The sequence below is a fragment of the Streptomyces sp. NPDC030893 genome (genome assembly GCF_055571535.1).
The window spans coordinates 312990-332083 of record NZ_JBVIFC010000006.1 but is presented as its reverse complement, the minus strand read 5'-3'; the positions used below and the strand labels follow the sequence as shown (position 1 = coordinate 332083).

The 19094-nt window shown below is 71.5% G+C and carries 11 protein-coding genes and 1 pseudogene; 9 read left to right on the top strand and 3 right to left on the bottom strand.

Features of this window, described 5'->3' with window-relative positions:
- From ACZ434_RS15625 to glgB, 4 genes and pseudogenes are all read left to right on the top strand, one after another.
- A pseudogene (locus ACZ434_RS15625) lies at nt 1-471 on the top strand (alpha-1,4-glucan--maltose-1-phosphate maltosyltransferase); the annotation flags it as partial.
- Nucleotides 468-2168 (top strand): maltose alpha-D-glucosyltransferase, encoded by a 1701-nt coding sequence (treS, locus tag ACZ434_RS15620; protein WP_468455879.1) that lies wholly within the window; start codon nt 468-470, stop codon nt 2166-2168. The pseudogene ACZ434_RS15625 and the gene treS, both read left to right, overlap by 4 nt.
- Before the next feature lie 111 nt (nt 2169-2279).
- Entirely contained in the window at nt 2280-3698 is a 1419-nt protein-coding gene (locus tag ACZ434_RS15615) for a maltokinase N-terminal cap-like domain-containing protein (RefSeq protein WP_468455877.1), read from the top strand.
- A gap of 34 nt (nt 3699-3732) precedes the next feature.
- The gene (gene glgB / locus ACZ434_RS15610) at nt 3733-6351 is read left to right on the top strand and encodes a 1,4-alpha-glucan branching enzyme (RefSeq protein WP_468455875.1); all 2619 of its coding nucleotides are present in this window, start codon (nt 3733-3735) and stop codon (nt 6349-6351) included.
- 223 nt (nt 6352-6574) lie between these two features.
- Here the strand turns inward: glgB and ACZ434_RS15605 are convergent, their stop codons facing one another.
- Nucleotides 6575-8806, bottom strand: coding sequence for a HelD family protein (locus ACZ434_RS15605; protein ID WP_468455916.1), 2232 nt, complete (start codon nt 8804-8806; stop codon nt 6575-6577).
- Nucleotides 8807-9090: 284 nt separating this feature from the next.
- Nucleotides 9091-10488 carry a cation:dicarboxylate symporter family transporter gene (locus ACZ434_RS15600; protein ID WP_468455873.1) on the bottom strand — a complete coding sequence of 466 codons (1398 nt, stop codon included), beginning with the start codon at nt 10486-10488 and terminating at the stop codon, nt 9091-9093.
- 158 nt (nt 10489-10646) lie between these two features.
- Between ACZ434_RS15600 and ACZ434_RS15595 the strand changes: the two genes are divergently transcribed.
- Together ACZ434_RS15595 and ACZ434_RS15590 are read left to right on the top strand one after the other, a co-directional pair.
- Nucleotides 10647-12290, top strand: coding sequence for a sensor histidine kinase (locus tag ACZ434_RS15595; protein WP_468455871.1), 1644 nt, complete (start codon nt 10647-10649; stop codon nt 12288-12290).
- Nucleotides 12287-12970, top strand: coding sequence for a response regulator (locus ACZ434_RS15590; protein WP_468455869.1), 684 nt, complete (start codon nt 12287-12289; stop codon nt 12968-12970). The genes ACZ434_RS15595 and ACZ434_RS15590 overlap by 4 nt, the downstream gene beginning before the upstream one ends.
- 63 nt (nt 12971-13033) lie before the next feature.
- Here ACZ434_RS15590 and ACZ434_RS15585 read toward each other — a convergent pair whose 3' ends face one another.
- Nucleotides 13034-14059: an ATP-dependent 6-phosphofructokinase gene (locus ACZ434_RS15585; protein ID WP_468455867.1), complete on the bottom strand. Its 1026-nt coding sequence runs from the start codon at nt 14057-14059 to the stop codon at nt 13034-13036.
- Nucleotides 14060-14281: 222 nt separating this feature from the next.
- Between ACZ434_RS15585 and pta the strand changes: the two genes are divergently transcribed.
- From pta to pyk, 3 genes are all read left to right on the top strand, one after another.
- Nucleotides 14282-16369, top strand: a complete 2088-nt coding sequence (gene pta, locus ACZ434_RS15580; RefSeq protein WP_468455865.1) for a phosphate acetyltransferase — start codon at nt 14282-14284, stop codon at nt 16367-16369.
- Nucleotides 16366-17577 (top strand): acetate kinase, encoded by a 1212-nt coding sequence (locus ACZ434_RS15575; RefSeq protein WP_468455863.1) that lies wholly within the window; start codon nt 16366-16368, stop codon nt 17575-17577. The genes pta and ACZ434_RS15575 overlap by 4 nt, the downstream gene beginning before the upstream one ends.
- A gap of 73 nt (nt 17578-17650) precedes the next feature.
- On the top strand, nt 17651-19078 hold the full coding sequence (pyk, locus tag ACZ434_RS15570) for a pyruvate kinase (protein WP_468455861.1): 1428 nt from the start codon (nt 17651-17653) through the stop codon (nt 19076-19078).
- Nucleotides 19079-19094 lie beyond the last annotated feature (16 nt).

Here is a 19094-nt window from a genome sequence, read left to right as displayed (position 1 = left end):
GAGAAGTACCAACTCCGCACCCGCGACCGGGACACCGCCGAACGCGAGGGCCGCACCATCACCCCCCTCATCACCCGGCTCAACACCATCCGGCGGGACAACCCCGCCCTGCGGCAACTGCGCGACCTCCACTTCCACCACCCCGACCAGGAGGCGGTCATCGCGTACTCGAAGCGGAAGGGCTCGAACACCGTTCTGGTGGTCGCCAACCTCGACCCCCACCACACCCAGGAGGCCACGGTCTCGTTGGACATGCCGCAACTCGGCCTGGACTGGCACGAGTCGGCACCGGTGCGCGACGAGCTCACCGGCGAGGTCTATCAATGGGGCAGGGCCAACTATGTGCGTCTCGGCCCGGGCGGGGCACACGTACTCGTCGTCGGCGAGGGGTCCGGAAACGGGCCGTCCGACGAGCACGGCAGGGATCTGCGACCGTCCACCCCGCGGATCGGAGGGTCACTCACCACATGATCGTCAACGAACCCGTCCCGGACACCTTCGAGGACACACCCGCCAAGGACCGGGACCCGGACTGGTTCAAACGAGCCGTCTTCTACGAGGTCCTGGTCCGCTCCTTCCAGGACAGCAACGGCGACGGTATCGGCGACCTGAAGGGTCTGACCGCCAAACTGGACTATCTGCAATGGCTGGGCGTCGACTGCCTGTGGCTGCCGCCCTTCTTCAAGTCCCCGCTGCGCGACGGGGGTTACGACGTCGCCGACTACACCGCCGTACTGCCCGACTTCGGCGACCTCGCCGACTTCGTGGACTTCGTCGACTCCGCGCACCAGCGCGGGATGCGCGTGATCATCGACTTCGTCATGAACCACACCAGCGACCAGCACCCGTGGTTCCAGGAGTCGAGGAGCGATCCCGAGGGACCGTACGGCGACTACTACGTGTGGGCCGACGACGACAAGCAGTTCCAGGACGCCCGCATCATCTTCGTCGACACCGAGGCATCGAACTGGACGTACGACCCCGTACGCAAGCAGTACTACTGGCACCGCTTCTTCTCGCACCAGCCGGACCTCAACTACGAGAACCCGGCGGTGCAGGAGGAGATGATCTCCGCGCTGAAGTTCTGGCTGGACCTCGGGATCGACGGGTTCCGGCTGGACGCGGTGCCGTATCTGTACCAGCGGGAGGGGACGAACTGCGAGAACCTCCCGGAGACCCACGCGTTCCTGAAGCGGGTGCGCAAGGAGATCGACACCCAGTACCCGGACACGGTGGTGCTGGCGGAGGCCAACCAGTGGCCGGAGGACGTCGTCGACTACTTCGGCGACTACGCGGCCGGCGGCGACGAGTGCCACATGGCGTTCCACTTCCCCGTCATGCCCCGGATCTTCATGGCCGTACGCCGTGAGTCCCGCTACCCCGTCTCCGAGATCCTCGCCAAGACCCCGGCGATCCCGTCGGGCTGTCAGTGGGGGATCTTCCTGCGCAACCACGACGAGCTGACCCTGGAGATGGTCACCGACGAGGAGCGCGACTACATGTGGGCGGAGTACGCCAAGGACCCCCGCATGCGCGCCAACATCGGCATCCGCCGCCGGCTCGCGCCGCTGCTGGACAACGACCGCAACCAGATCGAGCTGTTCAACGCCCTGCTGCTGTCGCTGCCGGGCTCGCCGATCATCTATTACGGCGACGAGATCGGCATGGGGGACAACATCTGGCTCGGCGACCGTGACGCGGTGCGCACGCCGATGCAGTGGACCCCGGACCGCAACGCGGGTTTCTCCTCCTCCGACCCGGGCCGGCTCTTCCTGCCGACCATCATGGACCCGGTCTACGGCTACCAGGTCACCAACGTCGAGGCGTCCATGGCGTCCCCGTCCTCGCTGCTGCACTGGACCCGCCGGATGATCGAGATCCGCAAGCAGAACCCGGCGTTCGGCCTCGGTTCGTACACCGAGCTGCCGTCCTCCAACCCCGCCGTCCTCGCCTTCCTCCGTGAGTACGAGGACGACCTGGTGCTCTGCGTGAACAACTTCTCCCGCTTCGCGCAGCCCACGGAGCTGGATCTGAGCGCCTTCGAGGGCAGGCACCCGGTGGAGCTGTTCGGCGGGGTGCGCTTCCCCGCCGTGGGCGAGCTGCCGTATCTGCTGACCCTCGGGGGGCACGGCTTCTACTGGTTCCGGCTCCGCAAGGACGCCGCGTAGAACCCGGGCGGGGCGGTTTTCACCGGCCCGCCCTGGGCACGCATCAGTAACACCCCGCCCACCGGCGGCGCCCCCTGTGGCGCGCCGAAAGAGGGGAAAGGACGCGACGCCATGTCGGAAGCCGTCACACGCACTGTCACGACACCGCCCGGCCTCCTTGCGTCACTGGATCCACTGCTGAGGGAATGGCTGCCGCGGCAGCGCTGGTTCGCGGGCAAGGGCCGCCCGGTCACCGGGTTCGGCCTGGTCACGACCACCGAGCTGCTGCCGCCCACCGCCAAGCTGGGCCTGTACCACCTGCTGGTGCGCGCCCACCAGCCGCTCCAGGCGGGGCACACCGGGCAGGAGCAGCCCGGAGACTGCTACCAGCTGCTCATAGGCGTGCGCGAGGCGCTGCCGCCCCGGCTCGCGCCCGCGCTGATCGGTCATGTGACGCGGGGCCCGCTGGCCGGACGGACGGTCTACGAGGCCCTGCACGACACCCGGCCCGCCGAACTGCTCCTGGAGGCCCTGCGCACCCGGGCCCGGATCGGCGGGCTTCGCTTCGAGCGGAACCCCGCCCAGGAGATCCGCTCCGGACTGGTGCCGCGCCTGATGAGAGCCGAGCAGTCGAACTCGTCGGTCGTCTACGGGGATACGTTCATACTGAAGCTGCTGCGCCGGATCGTGCCCGGGATCAACCCCGACCTGGAGCTGCCGCTGGCGCTGGCCCGCGAGGGCTGCCCCCGGGTGCCGCCGCCGACGGCCTGGCTGGTCGCGGACCCCGACGAGTCGCCCGGCCCGCCGCCCGCGGCCGAACCGTACGTGCTGGGGGTGCTCCAGCCGTTCGTGCAGGGCGCGGCGGACGGCTGGGAGCTGGCGCTGCGGGAGCTGGCCAAGGGCGAGGACTTCGCCGCCGAGGCGCGGGCGCTCGGGCGGGCCACCGCCGAGGTGCACACCGCGCTGGCCCGCGCCCTGCCGACCGTCACCCTGGGTCACACCCAGCTGCGCGCGCTGGTGGACGGCATGACCGAGCGGCTGGAGGCGGCCGTGCACGCGGTGCCCGCGCTGCGGCCGTACGCGGACGGGCTGCGCTCCGCGTACACGGCGCTGGGCGACCTGGCCGCCGAGGGCCACACCTGGACCGCGCAGCGGGTGCACGGCGACCTCCACCTCGGGCAGTGCCTGCGGTCCCCGGCCGGGGAGTGGTCGCTGATCGACTTCGAGGGGGAGCCGGCCCGGCCACTGGCGGAACGGCGGATGCCGCAGCCGGTGGTGCGGGACGTCGCCGGCATGCTGCGCTCCTTCGACTACGCGGCCCGTACGGCGGACCCGCCGCAGCCGGAGTGGGCCACGCGCTGCCGGGCCGCCTACTGCTCCGGGTACGCGGAGGCCGCGGGCCGCGATCCCCGCACCGAGCCGGTGCTGCTGCGCGCGTACGAGACCGACAAGGCCGTCTACGAAGCGGTCTACGAGGCCCGGCACCGCCCCGACTGGCTCCCCGTACCGCTGGCCGCCGCACACCGGCTCGCCTCGCCCGACCGGATCTGACCCGACCCCGACCGCCGCCCAGGAGGCTTCGCCCGTGACCCCCCGCCCCACGTCCAGCGGTTCGCATCCCGAGCAGCCGGCCGACCAGCGGCGCACCGAGCCGCCGGCGCCCGCACGGAAGAAGCCAGCCGTGAAGAAGACCAGTGCGCAGAAGGTCCCCGCGAAGAAGACGGCCGCGGCGGCGAAGGCCACGGCCAAGAAGGCGGCGACCGAGAAGTCGACGGTGAAGAAGGCCGCGAAGAAGGCGATGGGGAAGACGGCGGGAAAGGCGGCGGGGAAGACGGCAGGGAAAACGGCGGGGAAGGCCGTCGGCAGGAACCTGGGCGGGGCGGCGGGGCGGCAGGCGGCGGGGAAGGCCCCGGCCGGGACGGCCGCGGCGGCGAAGAGCGCGGCCGTGCGGGAGCCTGTCGTCCCGGGGCCCGCCGCGTCGCCGCCCGTCCCGCCCGAGATGGAGATGGAGATCGCCGTCTCCCCCGCCGTGGACGCCGGCGACCGGGAGCGGCTGCTGAGCGGCACGCACCACGCCCCGCACTCCGTGCTCGGCGCGCACCCGGTGCCCGGCGGGGTCGTCTTCCGGGCGTTCCGGCCGTACGCCCTGGCGGTGACCGTCGTCTCCGGGGGCCTGACCGCCGAGCTGCACGACGACGGGGACGGGTTCTTCTCCGGCCTGCTCCCCCTGCGCGAGGTGCCGGCGTACCGGCTGCTGGTGACGTACGAGGGGACGGTGCAGGAGACCGAGGACGCCTATCGCTTCCTGCCCACGCTCGGCGAACTCGATCTGCATCTGATCGGTGAGGGCCGGCACGAGGAGCTGTGGACGGTGCTCGGCGCGCACCCGATGACCCACCAGGGCGTCACCGGCACCCGGTTCTCGGTGTGGGCGCCGAACGCGCGCGGGGTGCGGGTGGCCGGTTCCTTCAACTTCTGGGACGGCACCGGCTTCCCCATGCGGTCACTGGGCGGCACCGGGGTGTGGGAGCTGTTCGTGCCGGGGATCGGCGAGGGCGAACTGTACAAGTTCGAGATCACCCGCCCCGACGGCTCGAAGACGCTGCGCGCCGATCCGCTGGCCCGCCGTACGGAGGTGCCGCCGGCGACGTCGTCGATCATCACGTCCTCGGCGTACGAGTGGGGCGACGCGGAGTGGCTGGAGCACCGGGCGGACGTCCCCGCGCACCGGGCGCCGTTCTCCGTCTACGAGGTGCACCTGCCCTCCTGGCGCCCGGGGCTGACCTACCGGCAGCTCGCCGACCAGCTCCCCGCGTACGTGAAGGACCTCGGTTTCACGCACGTCGAGCTGATGCCGGTCGCCGAGCATCCCTTCGGCGGCTCCTGGGGCTACCAGGTCACCGGGTTCTACGCGCCCACCGCCCGCCTCGGCACCCCGGACGACTTCCGGTACCTGGTCGACGCCCTGCACCGGGCCGGGATCGGGGTGCTGATGGACTGGGTTCCGGCGCACTTCCCGCGCGACGACTGGGCGCTGGCTGAGTTCGACGGGCGGCCGCTGTACGAGCACGAGGACCCGCTGCGGGCCGCCCATCCGGACTGGGGGACCCTGGAGTTCGACTTCGGGCGGCGCGAGGTGCGCAACTTCCTCGTCGCCAACGCCCTGTACTGGTGCGAGGAGTTCCACATCGACGGGCTGCGGGTGGACGCGGTCGCCTCGATGCTCTACCTGGACTACTCGCGCGAGCCGGGCCAGTGGACGCCGAACAAGCACGGCGGCCGGGAGAACCTGGACGCGGTGGCGTTCCTCCAGGAGATGAACGCGACCGTGTACCGCAGGGTGCCGGGGGTGGTGACGATCGCGGAGGAGTCCACCGCCTGGGACGGCGTCACCCGGGCCACCCACCACAAGGGCCCGAGCGGCTTCGGCGGGCTGGGGTTCGGGCTGAAGTGGAACATGGGCTGGATGCACGACTCGCTCCAGTACATGAGCCACGAGCCGGTCCACCGCCGCTACCACCACGGCGAGATGACGTTCTCGATGGTGTACGCCTACAGCGAGAACTACGTCCTGCCGATCTCCCACGACGAGGTGGTGCACGGCAAGCGGTCCCTGGTGTCGAAGATGCCCGGCGACTGGTGGCGGCAGCGCGCCGACCTGCGCGCCTACCTCGCCTTCATGTGGGCCCACCCCGGCAAGCAACTCCTCTTCATGGGGCAGGAGTTCGCACAGGGAGCGGAGTGGTCGGAGGCGCACGGCCCGGACTGGTGGCTGCTCGACCCGCACTACGGCGCGGAGGCCGACCACCGCGGGGTGCGCGACCTGGTGCGCGACCTCAACACCGTGTACCGGCACACCCCGGCGCTGTGGCAGGGCGACACCGACCCGTCCGGTTTCCGGTGGGTGACCGGTGACGCGGCCGAGGACAACGTGTTCGCCTTCCTGCGGTACGACTCCGACGGCTCCCCGCTGCTCGCGGTGTCGCACTTCGCTCCGGTGGTCCGGCAGGACTACCGGATCGGGGTCCCCGACGACGTACCCGCCTGGCACGAGGCCCTGAACACCGACGCCGGCCGCTACGGCGGCGGCGACCACACCCACCCCGACCCGCTCAAGCCGGACCCCCGGGGCCGGCACGGCTACCCCGCGAGCATCCGCCTGACCCTGCCGCCCCTGGCGACGGTGTGGCTGCGCCCGGCCTGAGCCGTACGGCTGCGCCCGGCCCGGGCAGGGTGACCGCGCGCCCGCCCCGGGCGCGATGGCGTCCGGTCGGCCGGCTGCGGCCGGCCGGACCACCGGAACCCTCGCACCGGCGAGGGGAAGTACCGGGAGGCCTCCCGGGCCAGGACGGTCGCCCCCGGACCGGACGGCCGTACCCCGGACCGGACCCGCGCGGCCGTGCCCCGGTCCGCCCCGCGCCGGCCGCTCAGGCCATCGCCTCGGCCAGCGGCTTCGGCAGCGGGGTGGTGTGCAGGACGCCGAGCCGCTGGGTGGCGCGGGTGAGCGCCACGTACAGGTCGCTGGTGCCGTAGCGGCCCGGTTCGACCACGAGGACGGAGTCGAACTCCAGGCCCTTGGCCTGGCGCGGGTCGAGCAGGACGACGTCGTGGGTCAGGTCGGGTTCGGCGCCGGCCGTCACCCCGTCCAGCCTCGCGGCCAGCGCCCGGTGCAGCTCGCGCGGGGCGATGACGGCCAGTCGGCCCTCGTCGGGGGTGAGTTCCGCGACGGCCTTGGCGACGGCGCCGGGCAGGTCGTCGGCGGCGCGGGCCCAGGGCCGTACGCCGGTGCTCCGCACCGAGCCGGGCGGCTCGAAGCCGGGGTGCTCGGCGCGGACGACCGCGGCGGCGACGTCCATGATCTCGGCGGGGGTGCGGTAGTTGACGCCCAGCCGGGTGTGCTCCCAGCGGTCCTCGACGTACGGGGTGAGGATGTCGGCCCAGGAGCCGACGCCGCCCGCCTCGGAGGTCTGCGCCGGGTCGCCGACCAGGGTCATCGAGCGGGTGGGGCTGCGCCGCATCAGCAGCCGCCACGCCATCGGGGACAGCTCCTGCGCCTCGTCGACGATGATGTGCCCGAACGCCCAGGTGCGGTCGGCGGCGGCGCGTTCGGCGGCGCTGCGGTGGTCCTCCTCCTCGTGCCGCTCGGCGAAGCGTTCGGCGTCGATGATGTCGTGCGCGGACAGCACCTCGGAGGAGTCCGGGTCGTCGTCCTCCTTGTCCTCGAACTCGAAGGTGCGCGAGGCGTACGAGACGTCCAGCACGCCCTGCGCGAAGGCGACCTGGGCCTGCCGCTCGCGTTCGGCCCGTTCGCGGGCGAGCCGGTCGTCCTCGCCGAGGAGTTCGGCGGCCTCGTCGAGCAGGGGCACGTCGGAGACGGTCCAGTGCCGGGTGACCGGGCGGCGGACCGCGGCGGCGTCCTCGTCGGAGAGGTACCCCTCCGGTGCGGCGAGGAAGTCGGCGACCAGGCGCTGCGGGGTGATCCGGGGCCAGAGCCGGTCGATGGCCGACCGGACCTCGGGGTTCTCGGCGAGTTCGTCGCGGATCTGGGTGATGTCGCTCGGGTCGAGCAGGTTGGAGCCGTCGTAGGGGTCGGTGCCGATGCGTTCGGCGACCATGTCGGTGAGCGCGTTGAGGATGTGGCCCTCGAAGTGCTCCCGGGCCACGTTGTGCGGCAGCCTGGCGGCGCGGGTGCGTTCGCGGGCGACGTTGACCAGTCCGTCGTCGAGCATGAGGATCTCGCGGTCGTGTTCGATCGCGATCACCGGGTCGGGCAGCGCCTGCCGGTCGCGTACGACGTCGGCGAGAACGTCGGCCATCTCGGCGCGGCCCTTGACCGCGGCGGCCTCCGGGGTGTCCGTGCGGGTGGTCTTCACTCCGGGGTACAGCTCGCCGACGGTCGCAAGCAGCACACCGGTCTCGCCGAGGCTGGGCAGCACCTCGCCGATGTAGCCGAGGAACGCCGGGTTGGGGCCGACGATCAGGACGGCGCGGCGGGCCAGCAGCTCGCGGTGCTCGTAGAGGAGGTAGGCGGCGCGGTGCAGGGCGACGGCGGTCTTGCCGGTGCCGGGTCCGCCCTCGACGACCATGACCCCGCGGTGCGGGGCGCGGATGATGCGGTCCTGGTCGGCCTGGATGGTGCGCACGATGTCGCCCATGCGGCCGGTGCGCGCGGAGTTGAGCGCGGCGAGCAGCACGGCGTCGCCGGTGGGGTCCTCGTGACCGGTGCGGGTGTCGTCGCCCAGGTCGAGGATCTCGTCGTGCAGGGCGGTGACCCTGCGCCCCTCGGTGGCGATGTGCCGGCGGCGCCTGAGGCCCATCGTGGTGTGACCGGTGGCCAGGTAGAACGGGCGCGCGACATCGGCACGCCAGTCGATGAGGACGGGCGTGCGCTCGGCGTCGTCGGCGCGCAGGCCGATGCGGCCGATGTGGTGGGTGCCCCCGGAGGTGAGGTCGATCCGGCCGAAGCAGAGGGAGCCGTCCACCGCGTTCAGCGCGGCGAGCAGCCCGGAGCGCTCGGCGACGAGGATGTCCCGCTCCAGCCTGGCCTGGCGGGGCGTGTGCCCCTGGGCGAGCGCGTCCGAGACGCCGGCCTCGGCGTCGCCGCGCAGGACGTCCACGCGTGCGTACAGTCCGTCGATGAATTCCTGTTCCTGCCGCAATTCATCGTCCGGAAATTCGGTGTTTGACAATTCCGCTCCCGCCCGGATATACTGTGCTCATTGAACTTCGCGCGACTTCCCTTTCCAGAAGTCGCGAATCAATGAATATACGCAAAGAAAACCCCCGGGCGCAATTGCCTCGGGGGTTTTTCTCTGTGCCGGAACGACCGGAACGACCGGAACAGCTGGTACGACCGGAACGCGCGGAAGCGGGAAGGAGCCGGGCGGCTGGGCTACGGGGGAGCGCCCGGCCGCCCGGCGTCTGGGGGGAGCGGCCTCGGCCGTCAGGCCTTCGCCAGCTCCTTCTCGCCGGCCTTCCCCGCCGGCTCGGCGTGCGGCGCATCGGGCTCGTCGCCGCCGACGTGGTCGTCCAGCAGGGTCCGCTCGTCGAAGGGGATGCGCCCGGCGAGGACCTCGTTCACCCGGTCCCTGTCGATCTCCTTGGTCCAGGTGCCGATCAGCACCGTGGCGACGGCGTTGCCCGCGAAGTTGGTGAGGGCGCGGGCCTCGCTCATGAAGCGGTCGATGCCGACGATCAGGCCGATGCCGTCCACCAGGGCGGGCTTGTGCGACTGGAGACCGCCGGCCAGCGTCGCCAGGCCCGCGCCGGTGACACCGGCGGCACCCTTCGAGGCGACCAGCAGGAACAGCAGCAGCGGGATCTGCTCGCCGATCGACATCGGCGTACCCATGGCGTCGGCGATGAACAGCGAGGCCATGGTCATGTAGATCATGGTGCCGTCGAGGTTGAAGGAGTAGCCGGTGGGGACGGTGATGCCGACGACCGGCTTGCTGACGCCGAGGTGCTCCATCTTCGCGATCAGGCGGGGCAGCGCCGACTCCGAGGAGGAGGTGGACAGGATCAGCAGGAACTCACGGCCCAGGTAGCGGAAGAAGGTCCAGATGTTCAGGCCCGCGACGATGCGCAGCATCGCGCCGAGCACCAGGAAGATGAACAGCACACAGGTGACGTAGAAGCCCAGCATGAGGACCGCGAGGCTCTTCAGGGCGTCCAGGCCGGCGGAGCCGGTGACCGCGGCCATGGCGCCGAAGGCACCGACCGGGGCGGCCCACATGATCATGGCGAGGACCCGGAAGACCAGCCGCTGGATGTGCTCGATGCCGCGCAGGACCGGCTGGCCGGCGTTGCCCATGGCCTGCAGGGCGAAGCCGCACAGCAGGGCGATCAGCAGGGTCTGCAGGACCTCGCCCTCGGTGAACGCGGAGACGATCGTGGTCGGGATGACGCCGAGCAGGAACTCGGTGGTGGACTTGGCCTCGGCGTCGACCTGGGCCTGGCCCGTCTCCTTGACCGCGTCGGTGACGGCGAGACCCGTGCCCGGGTCCAGGATGTTGCCGACGACCAGGCCGATGGCGAGCGCGACGACCGACATCACCATGAAGTAGCCGAGGGCGATGCCGCCGACCGCGCCGACCTTGGCGGCCTTCCGCACGGAGCCGATGCCCAGCACGATGGTGCAGAAGATGATCGGCGAGATCATCATCTTGATGAGGTTCACGAACCCGGTGCCGATCGGCTTCAGCTCGACGGCGAAATCGGGGGCGATCAGACCGACACCGATACCGAGGGCGACCGCGATGATCACCGCGATGTAGAGATAGTGCGTGCGGTCCCGCTTGGCTTGGGGTGCGGCAGGTGCCGTATCGGCTGTGCTGGTCACGGCGGCCCTCCTTGACGACGTCGTCGGCATCACCGGCGTGCGGCTCACGTCCGGGGGATGGATGTTCGGGGGAACGCCGCGACTATGCCGCGCTCTGTGAGCGCGGTCACCCTTCCGTTCATTTAGTTCACCGCGGAACGGGAAGGCAGACTGGCTGGATGCGTATCCCCCTCCGTCGGCCCCGCAGCCTCGCGGGCCAGCTCTTCGCCATGCAGGCCGTGCTCATCGCGGTCGTCGTGGCCGGATACGCTCTGTTCACCTACGTCGGTGACCGCAGCCAGGCCGAGGAGGCGGCGGGCCACCAGGCCACCGCGGTGGCCCTCTCGATCGCCGACTCCCCGTCCGTGCGGGAGGCGATCCGTACGCCCGACCCGTCGGCGGAGCTCCAGCCGTACGCGCTGGCGGTGGTGCGCGACACCGACATCGACTTCGTGACCATCATGGATCCGCGGGGCATTCGCTGGACCCATCCGAACCCGGACCAGATCGGCCTGGTCTTCCAGGGGCACACGGCCCCGGCACTGGAGGGCCGTACCTTCACCGAGACCTACACCGGCACCCTCGGCCCGTCGGTCCGCGCGGTCACCCCCGTCCTGGACGGTGACCGGATCGTCGGCCTGGTCAGCGCGGGCATACGGGTCGAGGAGATCAGCCAGCGCGCCCAGGAGCAGCTGACCGCGCTGCTGGTGGTCGCGGCCGGCGCCCTCGGGCTCGGCGCGGTCGGCACGTACGTGATCAACGCCCGGCTGCGCCGCCACACCCACGGCATGAACGCGTCCGAGCTCAGCCATATGCACGACTACCATCAGGCCGCGCTGCACGCCGTGCGCGAGGGGCTGCTGATGCTGGACGGGCAGTACAGGGTGGCGCTGATCAACGACGGCGGCCGGGAGCTGCTGGGTGTGGACCAGGAGGAGGACGTGGTGGGCAGATCGGTCGCGGAGCTGGGCCTTCCGGCGCCGCTGACGGGCGCGCTGCTCGCCTCCGAGCCCCGGGTGGACGAGGTGCACCTGACGGCGGACCGGGTGCTGGTGGTGAACACCTCTCCGGTCACCGGCGGCCAGCGGCGCGGCTCGGTGGTGACCCTGCGGGACGTGACCGAGCTCCAGTCGCTGATGGGCGAGCTGGACTCCGAGCGCGGTTTCACGCAGGCGCTGCGTTCGCAGGCGCACGAGGCGGCGAACCGGCTGCACACGGTGGTCTCGCTGATCGAACTGGGCCGGGCCGAAGAGGCCGTGGACTTCGCGACGGCGGAGCTGGAGCTGGCGCAGGCGCTCACCGACCAGGTGGTGGCCGCGGTGAGCGAGCCGGTGCTGGCGGCGCTGCTGCTGGGCAAGACGGCCCAGGCCAACGAGCGGGGCGTGGAGCTGGTGGTGTCCCCCGACAGCCGCCTGGACGACGGCCTCCTGCCGGACTCCCTGCCCGCCCGGGACCTGGTCACCATCCTCGGCAACCTGATCGACAACGCCGTGGACGCGGCGCAGGGCGGGCTGCACCCGCGCGTGACGGTGACGGCCCTGACCACGGACCCCTCGCAGCTGATCCTGCGGGTGTGCGACACGGGCCCCGGGGTGGACCCGGACCACACGGAGGCGGTCTTCCGGCGCGGCTTCACGACCAAGCCGTCCGGGCCGGGCGGGCGCGGCCTGGGCCTGGCGCTCGTCCAGCAGGCGGTGGCCCGGCACGGCGGCGCCCTGTCGGTGACCTCCGGGGCCTCCGGGGACGGGGGCGGCGCGGTGTTCGAGGTGCGGCTGCCGCTCGGGGAGCGCGCGGTCGCGCGGATTCCGGGGGGCGCCGTATGACCGCCGGGCAGCCGATCAGGGTGCTGGTGGTCGAGGACGACCCGGTCGCCGCCGACGCCCATGTGATGTACGTCGGGCGGGTGCCGGGGTTCGTCGCGGTCGGCAAGGCGCACACCGGCGCGGAGGCCCGCCGGGCGCTGGAGCGCACGCCCGTCGACCTGCTCCTCCTCGACCTGCACCTGCCGGACGTCCACGGACTCCAGCTGGCCCGCTCACTGCGCGCGGCCGGCCACCACGCCGACGTGATCGCGGTGACCTCGGCGCGGGACCTGGCGGTCGTCCGCGAGGGGGTGTCCCTCGGGGTGGTGCAGTACGTCCTCAAGCCCTTCACGTTCGCGACCCTGCGGGACCGGCTGCTGCGCTACACCGAGTTCCACGCGGCGGTGGGCGAGGCGAGCGGGCAGGCCGAGGTGGACAGGGCGCTGGCCGCCCTCCGCGCACCCGGACCGGCCGCCCTGCCGAAGGGCCTGAGCGCACCGACCCTGGAGCGCGTGACGGTGGCCCTGCGCGACGCCGACGAAGGCCTGACCGCTGCCGCCCTCGCGGAGACGGTCGGCATCTCCCGCATCACCGCCCGCCGCTACCTGGAACACCTGGTCGACGCCGGCCGCGCGGCCCGCCGCCCGCAGTACGGCACGGTGGGGCGGCCGGAGCTGCAGTACCGGTGGGTGCGGCAGTAGCAGCGGAGGGCCGGGGCCCGCGCCCCGACCCCCCTCGCCTGCGAGAGCCTCCTGCGGTACCGCCTAGAAGACCGACTCCGCCTCGTCCATCCGGTCCTTCGGGACCGTCTTCAGCTCCGTGACCGCCTCCGCCAGGGGCACCATCTCGATGTCGGTGCCCCGCAGGGAGGTCATCTTGCCGAACTCGCCCCGGTGCGCGGCCTCCACCGCGTGCCAGCCGAAGCGGGTGGCGAGGACGCGGTCGTAGGCCGTGGGGACGCCGCCGCGCTGGACGTGGCCGAGGATGACCGGCTTGGCCTCCTTGCCGAGGCGGCGCTCCAGTTCGTGCGCCAGGGCCGTACCGATGCCCTGGAAGCGTTCGTGGCCGAACTTGTCGATCTCGCCCTTGCCGTAGTCCATGGTGCCGTCGGACGGGTGGGCGCCCTCGGCGACGCAGATCACCGCGAACTTCTTGCCGCGGGCGAAGCGTTCCTCCACCATCTTGACCAGCTGGGCCGGGTCGAAGGCGCGCTCGGGCAGGCAGATGCCGTGGGCGCCGGCGGCCATGCCGGACTCCAGGGCGATCCAGCCGGCGTGCCGGCCCATGACCTCGACGACCATCACCCGCTGGTGGGACTCGGCGGTGGTCTTCAGGCGGTCCATCGCCTCCGTCGCCACACCGACCGCCGTGTCGAAGCCGAAGGTGCGGTCGGTGGAGGAGATGTCGTTGTCGATCGTCTTCGGGACGCCGACCACCGGCAGGCCCGCCTCGGACAGCATGTGCGCGGCCGTCAGCGTGCCCTCGCCGCCGATGGGGATCAGCGCGTCGATGCCGAAGTCGCGGATCATGTCCGAGGCGTTCTCGCAGGCCTCGCGCAGCCGGTCGCGCTCCAGGCGGGCGGAGCCCAGTATGGTGCCGCCGCGGGCCAGGATGCCGCTGACGGCGTCGAGGTCGAGGGTGCGGTAGCGGCCGTCGAGCAGGCCCGAGTAGCCGTCCTCGAAGCCGATCACCTCGTCGCCGTAGTTGTCGATCGCGCGGTGCACGACCGACCGGATCACTGCGTTCAGGCCGGGGCAGTCGCCGCCTGCGGTGAGAACTCCGATACGCATCGCGCTGTGTCTCCTGGTCCCTGTCGATACCTGTGAGCCAACCTCGATTGTTTCACGACCCCCAGCGCGGTGCCGACGCCGGACGGGTGGGCGTCCTAACCAGCGCCGGAGGTATTGTCAAGAGGGATCTGCTCACCTCGGTGGGCGATTTTTGTGGACCCGAGATGACTCCCGCGGCCCGCCGACGACCCTTGCGGCCCGCCGACGAAACGGAGAGCGCGCGTGACCCGCAGCGTGTACGTGACCGGTATCGACCGCGGCGACGGCCGGCAGGTCGTCGAACTCGGGGTCATGGAACTCCTGACCCGGCAGGTCGACCGGGTGGGTGTGTTCCGTCCCCTGGTGCACGACGGGCCGGACCGCCTCTTCGAACTACTGCGGGCCCGCTACCGGCTCACGCAGGACCCGGCGACCGTCTACGGCCTCGACTACCACGAGGCGTCCGCGCTCCAGGCCGAACAGGGTACGGACGAACTGGTGTCCACCCTCGTCGACCGGTTCCACCGGGTCGCCCGCGACTACGACGTCGTCCTCGTCCTCGGCACCGACTACGCCGACACCCAGTTCCCCGACGAACTGTCCCTGAACGCCCGCCTCGCCAACGAGTTCGGCGCCTCCGTGATCCCCGTCGTGGGCGGTCGCCGGCAGACCGCCGAGTCGGTGCGCGCCGAGACCCGCAACGCCTACCGCGCCTACGCCGGCCTCGGCTGCGACGTGCTCGCCATGGCCGTCAACCGGGTCGCCCGCGAGGACCGGGACGAGATCGCCGAGCGGCTCACCAACCGGCTGCCCGTGCCCTGTTACGTGTTCCCCGACGAGCCGGCGCTCTCCGCCCCGACCGTCTCCCAGATCGCGCACACCCTGGGCGCGAAGGTGGTGCTCGGCGACGACTCCGGGCTCGCCCGCGACGCCCTGGACTTCGTCTTCGGCGGCGCCATGCTGCCGAACTTCCTCGCCGCGCTGTCCCCGGGCTGTCTGGTGATCACCCCGGGCGACCGCGCCGACCTGGTCGTCGGCGCGCTGGCCGCGCACAGCGCCGGCACCCCGCCGATAGCGGGGGTGCTGCTGACCCTGGACGAGGTCCCGGCCGAGCACATCCTCACCCTCGCCGACCGGCTCGCCCCCGGCACCCCGGTGCTGTCGGTGCCGCGCACCAGCTTCCCCACCGCCGAGCAGCTCTTCTCCCTGGAGGGCAAGCTGAACGCGGCCACCCCGCGCAAGGCGGAGCGGGCGCTCGGCCTGTTCGAGCGGTACGCCGACACCGCGGAGCTCACCCGGCGGGTCTCCGCACCGAGCAGCGACCGCGTCACCCCGATGATGTTCGAGCACAAGCTCCTCGAACAGGCCCGCTCCGACCTGCGCCGGGTCGTGCTCCCCGAGGGCACCGAGGAACGGGTGCTGCACGCGGCGGAGGTGCTGCTGCGCCGGGGCGTGTGCGAGCTGACCCTGCTCGGTGACGTCGACCAGATCCGCAAGAAGGCCGCCGACCTCGGCATCGACCTCGGCGACACCCAGCTGATCGACCCCGCCACCTCCGAGCTGCGGGACGCCTTCGCCGAGCAGTACGCGGCGCTGCGCGCCCACCGGGGCGTGACCGTGGAGCTGGCCTACGACGTGGTCTCCGACGTGAACTACTTCGGCACGCTGATGGTGCAGGAGGGCCTCGCCGACGGCATGGTGTCGGGCTCGGTGCACTCCACGGCCGCGACCATCCGCCCGGCCTTCGAGATCATCAAGACCCGCGAGGACGCCTCGATCGTCTCCTCGGTCTTCTTCATGTGCCTGGCCGACAAGGTGCTCGTGTACGGCGACTGCGCGGTCAACCCCGACCCGGACGCCGAGCAGCTCGCCGACATCGCCGTGCAGTCGGCCGTGACGGCCGCCCGGTTCGGGGTGGAGCCGCGGATCGCGATGCTGTCGTACTCCACGGGCACCTCGGGCTCCGGCGCCGACGTCGACAAGGTGCGCACCGCCACCGAGCTGGTGCGCTCGCGCCGGCCCGAGCTGCGGATCGAGGGGCCGATCCAGTACGACGCGGCCGTGGAGCCGTCGGTCGCGGCGACCAAGCTGCCGGGCTCGGAGGTGGCCGGTCAGGCGACCGTGCTGATCTTCCCCGACCTGAACACCGGCAACAACACCTACAAGGCCGTGCAGCGCTCGGCCGGGGCGATCGCCGTCGGGCCGGTGCTCCAGGGGCTGCGCAAACCGGTCAACGACCTGTCCCGGGGAGCGCTGGTGCAGGACATCGTGAACACCGTCGCCATCACGGCGATCCAGGCCCAGTCCCCGACCGAGAAGGCGGCTCCGTGAGTCCCACGCGCGTCCTCGTCCTCAACTCCGGCTCCTCGTCGGTGAAGTACCAGCTGCTGGAGATGGGCGACAGCAGCCGGCTGGCCACCGGGCTGATCGAGCGGATCGGCGAGCGGACCTCCCTGGTGCGGCACACCCCGCTCGCGTCGGGCGGGGAGCCCCGGGAGCGGACCGGCCGGATCGCCGACCACGACGCCGCCCTGAAGGCGATGGCCGAGGAGCTGGCCGCCGACGGGCTGGGCGCGGACTCCCCCGAGCTGGCCGCGATCGGCCACCGGGTGGTGCACGGCGGCAAGCACTTCACCGAGCCGACCGTGATCGACGACCGGGTGCTGGCGGAGATCGAACGGCTGATCCCGGTGGCGCCCCTGCACAACCCGGCCAACCTCACCGGCATCCGCACGGCCATGACCCTGCGCCCGGACCTGCCCCAGGTCGCCGTCTTCGACACCTCCTTCCACACCACGATGCCGGAGTCGGCCGCCCGGTACGCGATCGACGTGAGGACCGCCGACGCGCACCGCATCCGCCGCTACGGATTCCACGGCACCTCGCACGCGTACGTCTCCCGGGCGACCGCGGAGCTGCTGGGGAAGGCGCCCGAGGAGGTGAACGTCATCGTGCTGCACCTGGGCAACGGGGCGTCCGCCTCGGCCGTGCGGGGCGGGCGCTGTGTGGACACCTCCATGGGGCTGACGCCCTTGGAGGGGCTGGTGATGGGTACGCGGTCCGGTGACATGGACCCGGCCGTCATCTTCCATTTGATGCGTGTCGGTGAAATGTCCGCCGACGAGATCGACACTCTTCTCAACAAGAAGAGCGGCCTGGTCGGACTGTGCGGGGACAACGACATGAGGGAGATCCGGCGCCGGATCGACGAGGGCGACGAACGGGCGGAGCTGGCGTTCGACATCTACATTCACCGTCTGAAGAAGTACATCGGTGCCTATTACGCCGTTCTCGGACGGGTGGACGCGGTGGCCTTCACCGCCGGGGTCGGCGAGAACTCCGCCGAGGTGCGGGAGGCGGCCGTGGCGGGCCTGGAAGGGCTGGGCCTGGCGGTGGACGGCGGGCGCAACGCCGTACGCGGCGGCGGGGCGCGGCTGATCTCGCCCGACGGGGCGCGGGTCGCGGTGGCGGTGGTGCCGACGGACGAGGAAATGGAGATCGCACAGCAGACATACGCACTGGTGAAAAAGAACAACTGAGCAGGGACATTCTCATTTGTATCTTCCGCCAGACGGAATATTCCGGAGCGAAACAAACCGATAGGATCGCCCCATGCGCCGTTCGAAAATCGTCTGTACTCTCGGCCCCGCGGTCGACTCCCACGAGCAGCTTGTCGCCCTGATCGAAGCAGGCATGAACGTGGCCCGCTTCAACTTCAGCCACGGCACGCACGCCGAGCACCAGGGCCGGTACGACCGGGTCCGTGCCGCCGCCAAGGAGACGGGCAGGGCCATCGGTGTCCTCGCCGACCTCCAGGGCCCGAAGATCCGCCTGGAGACCTTCGCGGAGGGTCCCGTCGAGCTGGTGCGCGGTGACGAGTTCACCATCACCACCGAGGACGTCCCGGGCGACAAGACGGTCTGCGGGACGACCTACAAGGGCCTCCCGGGCGACGTCTCCCGCGGCGACCAGATCCTGATCAACGACGGCAACGTCGAACTGAAGGTGCTGGACGTCGAGGGCCCGCGGGTGAAGTCGATCGTCATCGAGGGCGGTGTCATCTCCGACCACAAGGGCATCAACCTGCCCGGCGCGGCCGTGAACGTGCCCGCGCTGAGCGAGAAGGACATCGAGGACCTGCGGTTCGCCCTGCGGATGGGCTGCGACCTGGTCGCGCTGTCCTTCGTGCGGGACGCGGCGGACGTCGCGGACGTGCACCGGGTGATGGACGAGGAGGGCCGCCGGGTCCCCGTCGTCGCCAAGGTGGAGAAGCCGCAGGCGGTGGAGAACATGGAGGACGTCGTGATGGCGTTCGACGGTGTGATGGTCGCCCGCGGCGACCTCGCCGTCGAGTACCCGCTCGAGAAGGTCCCCATGGTGCAGAAGCGCCTGATCGAGCTGTGCCGGCGCAACGCCAAGCCGGTGATCGTGGCGACCCAGATGATGGAGTCGATGATCACCAACTCCCGGCCGACCCGCGCCGAGGCCTCCGACGTGGCCAACGCGATCCTGGACGGCGCGGACGCGGTGATGCTGTCCGCCGAGTCGAGCGTGGGCGCGTACCCGATCGAGACCGTGCGGACCATGTCGAAGATCGTCCAGGCGGCCGAGCAGGAGCTGCTGTCCAAGGGCCTCCAGCCGCTGGTGCCCGGCAAGAAGCCGCGTACGCAGGGCGGTTCGGTGGCCCGTGCCGCGGCCGAGATCGCCGACTTCCTCGGCGGCAAGGGCCTGGTGGCCTTCACCCAGTCCGGCGACACGGCCCGGCGGCTGTCCCGCTACCGCGCGAGCCAGCCGATCCTGGCGTTCACCACGGACGAGTCGACGCGCAACCAGCTGGCCCTCAGCTGGGGCGTGGAGCCGCACGTGGTGCCGTTCGTGAACAGCACCGACGAGATGGTCGAGCTGGTGGACCAGGAGCTGGTCAAGCTGAACCGCTTCAGCGAGGGCGACACCGTGATCATCACGGCGGGCTCCCCGCCCGGCGTCCCGGGCACCACCAACATGGTCCGCGTCCACCACCTGGGCGGCGCCACCGCCTGATCCGGACCGTGCCGGT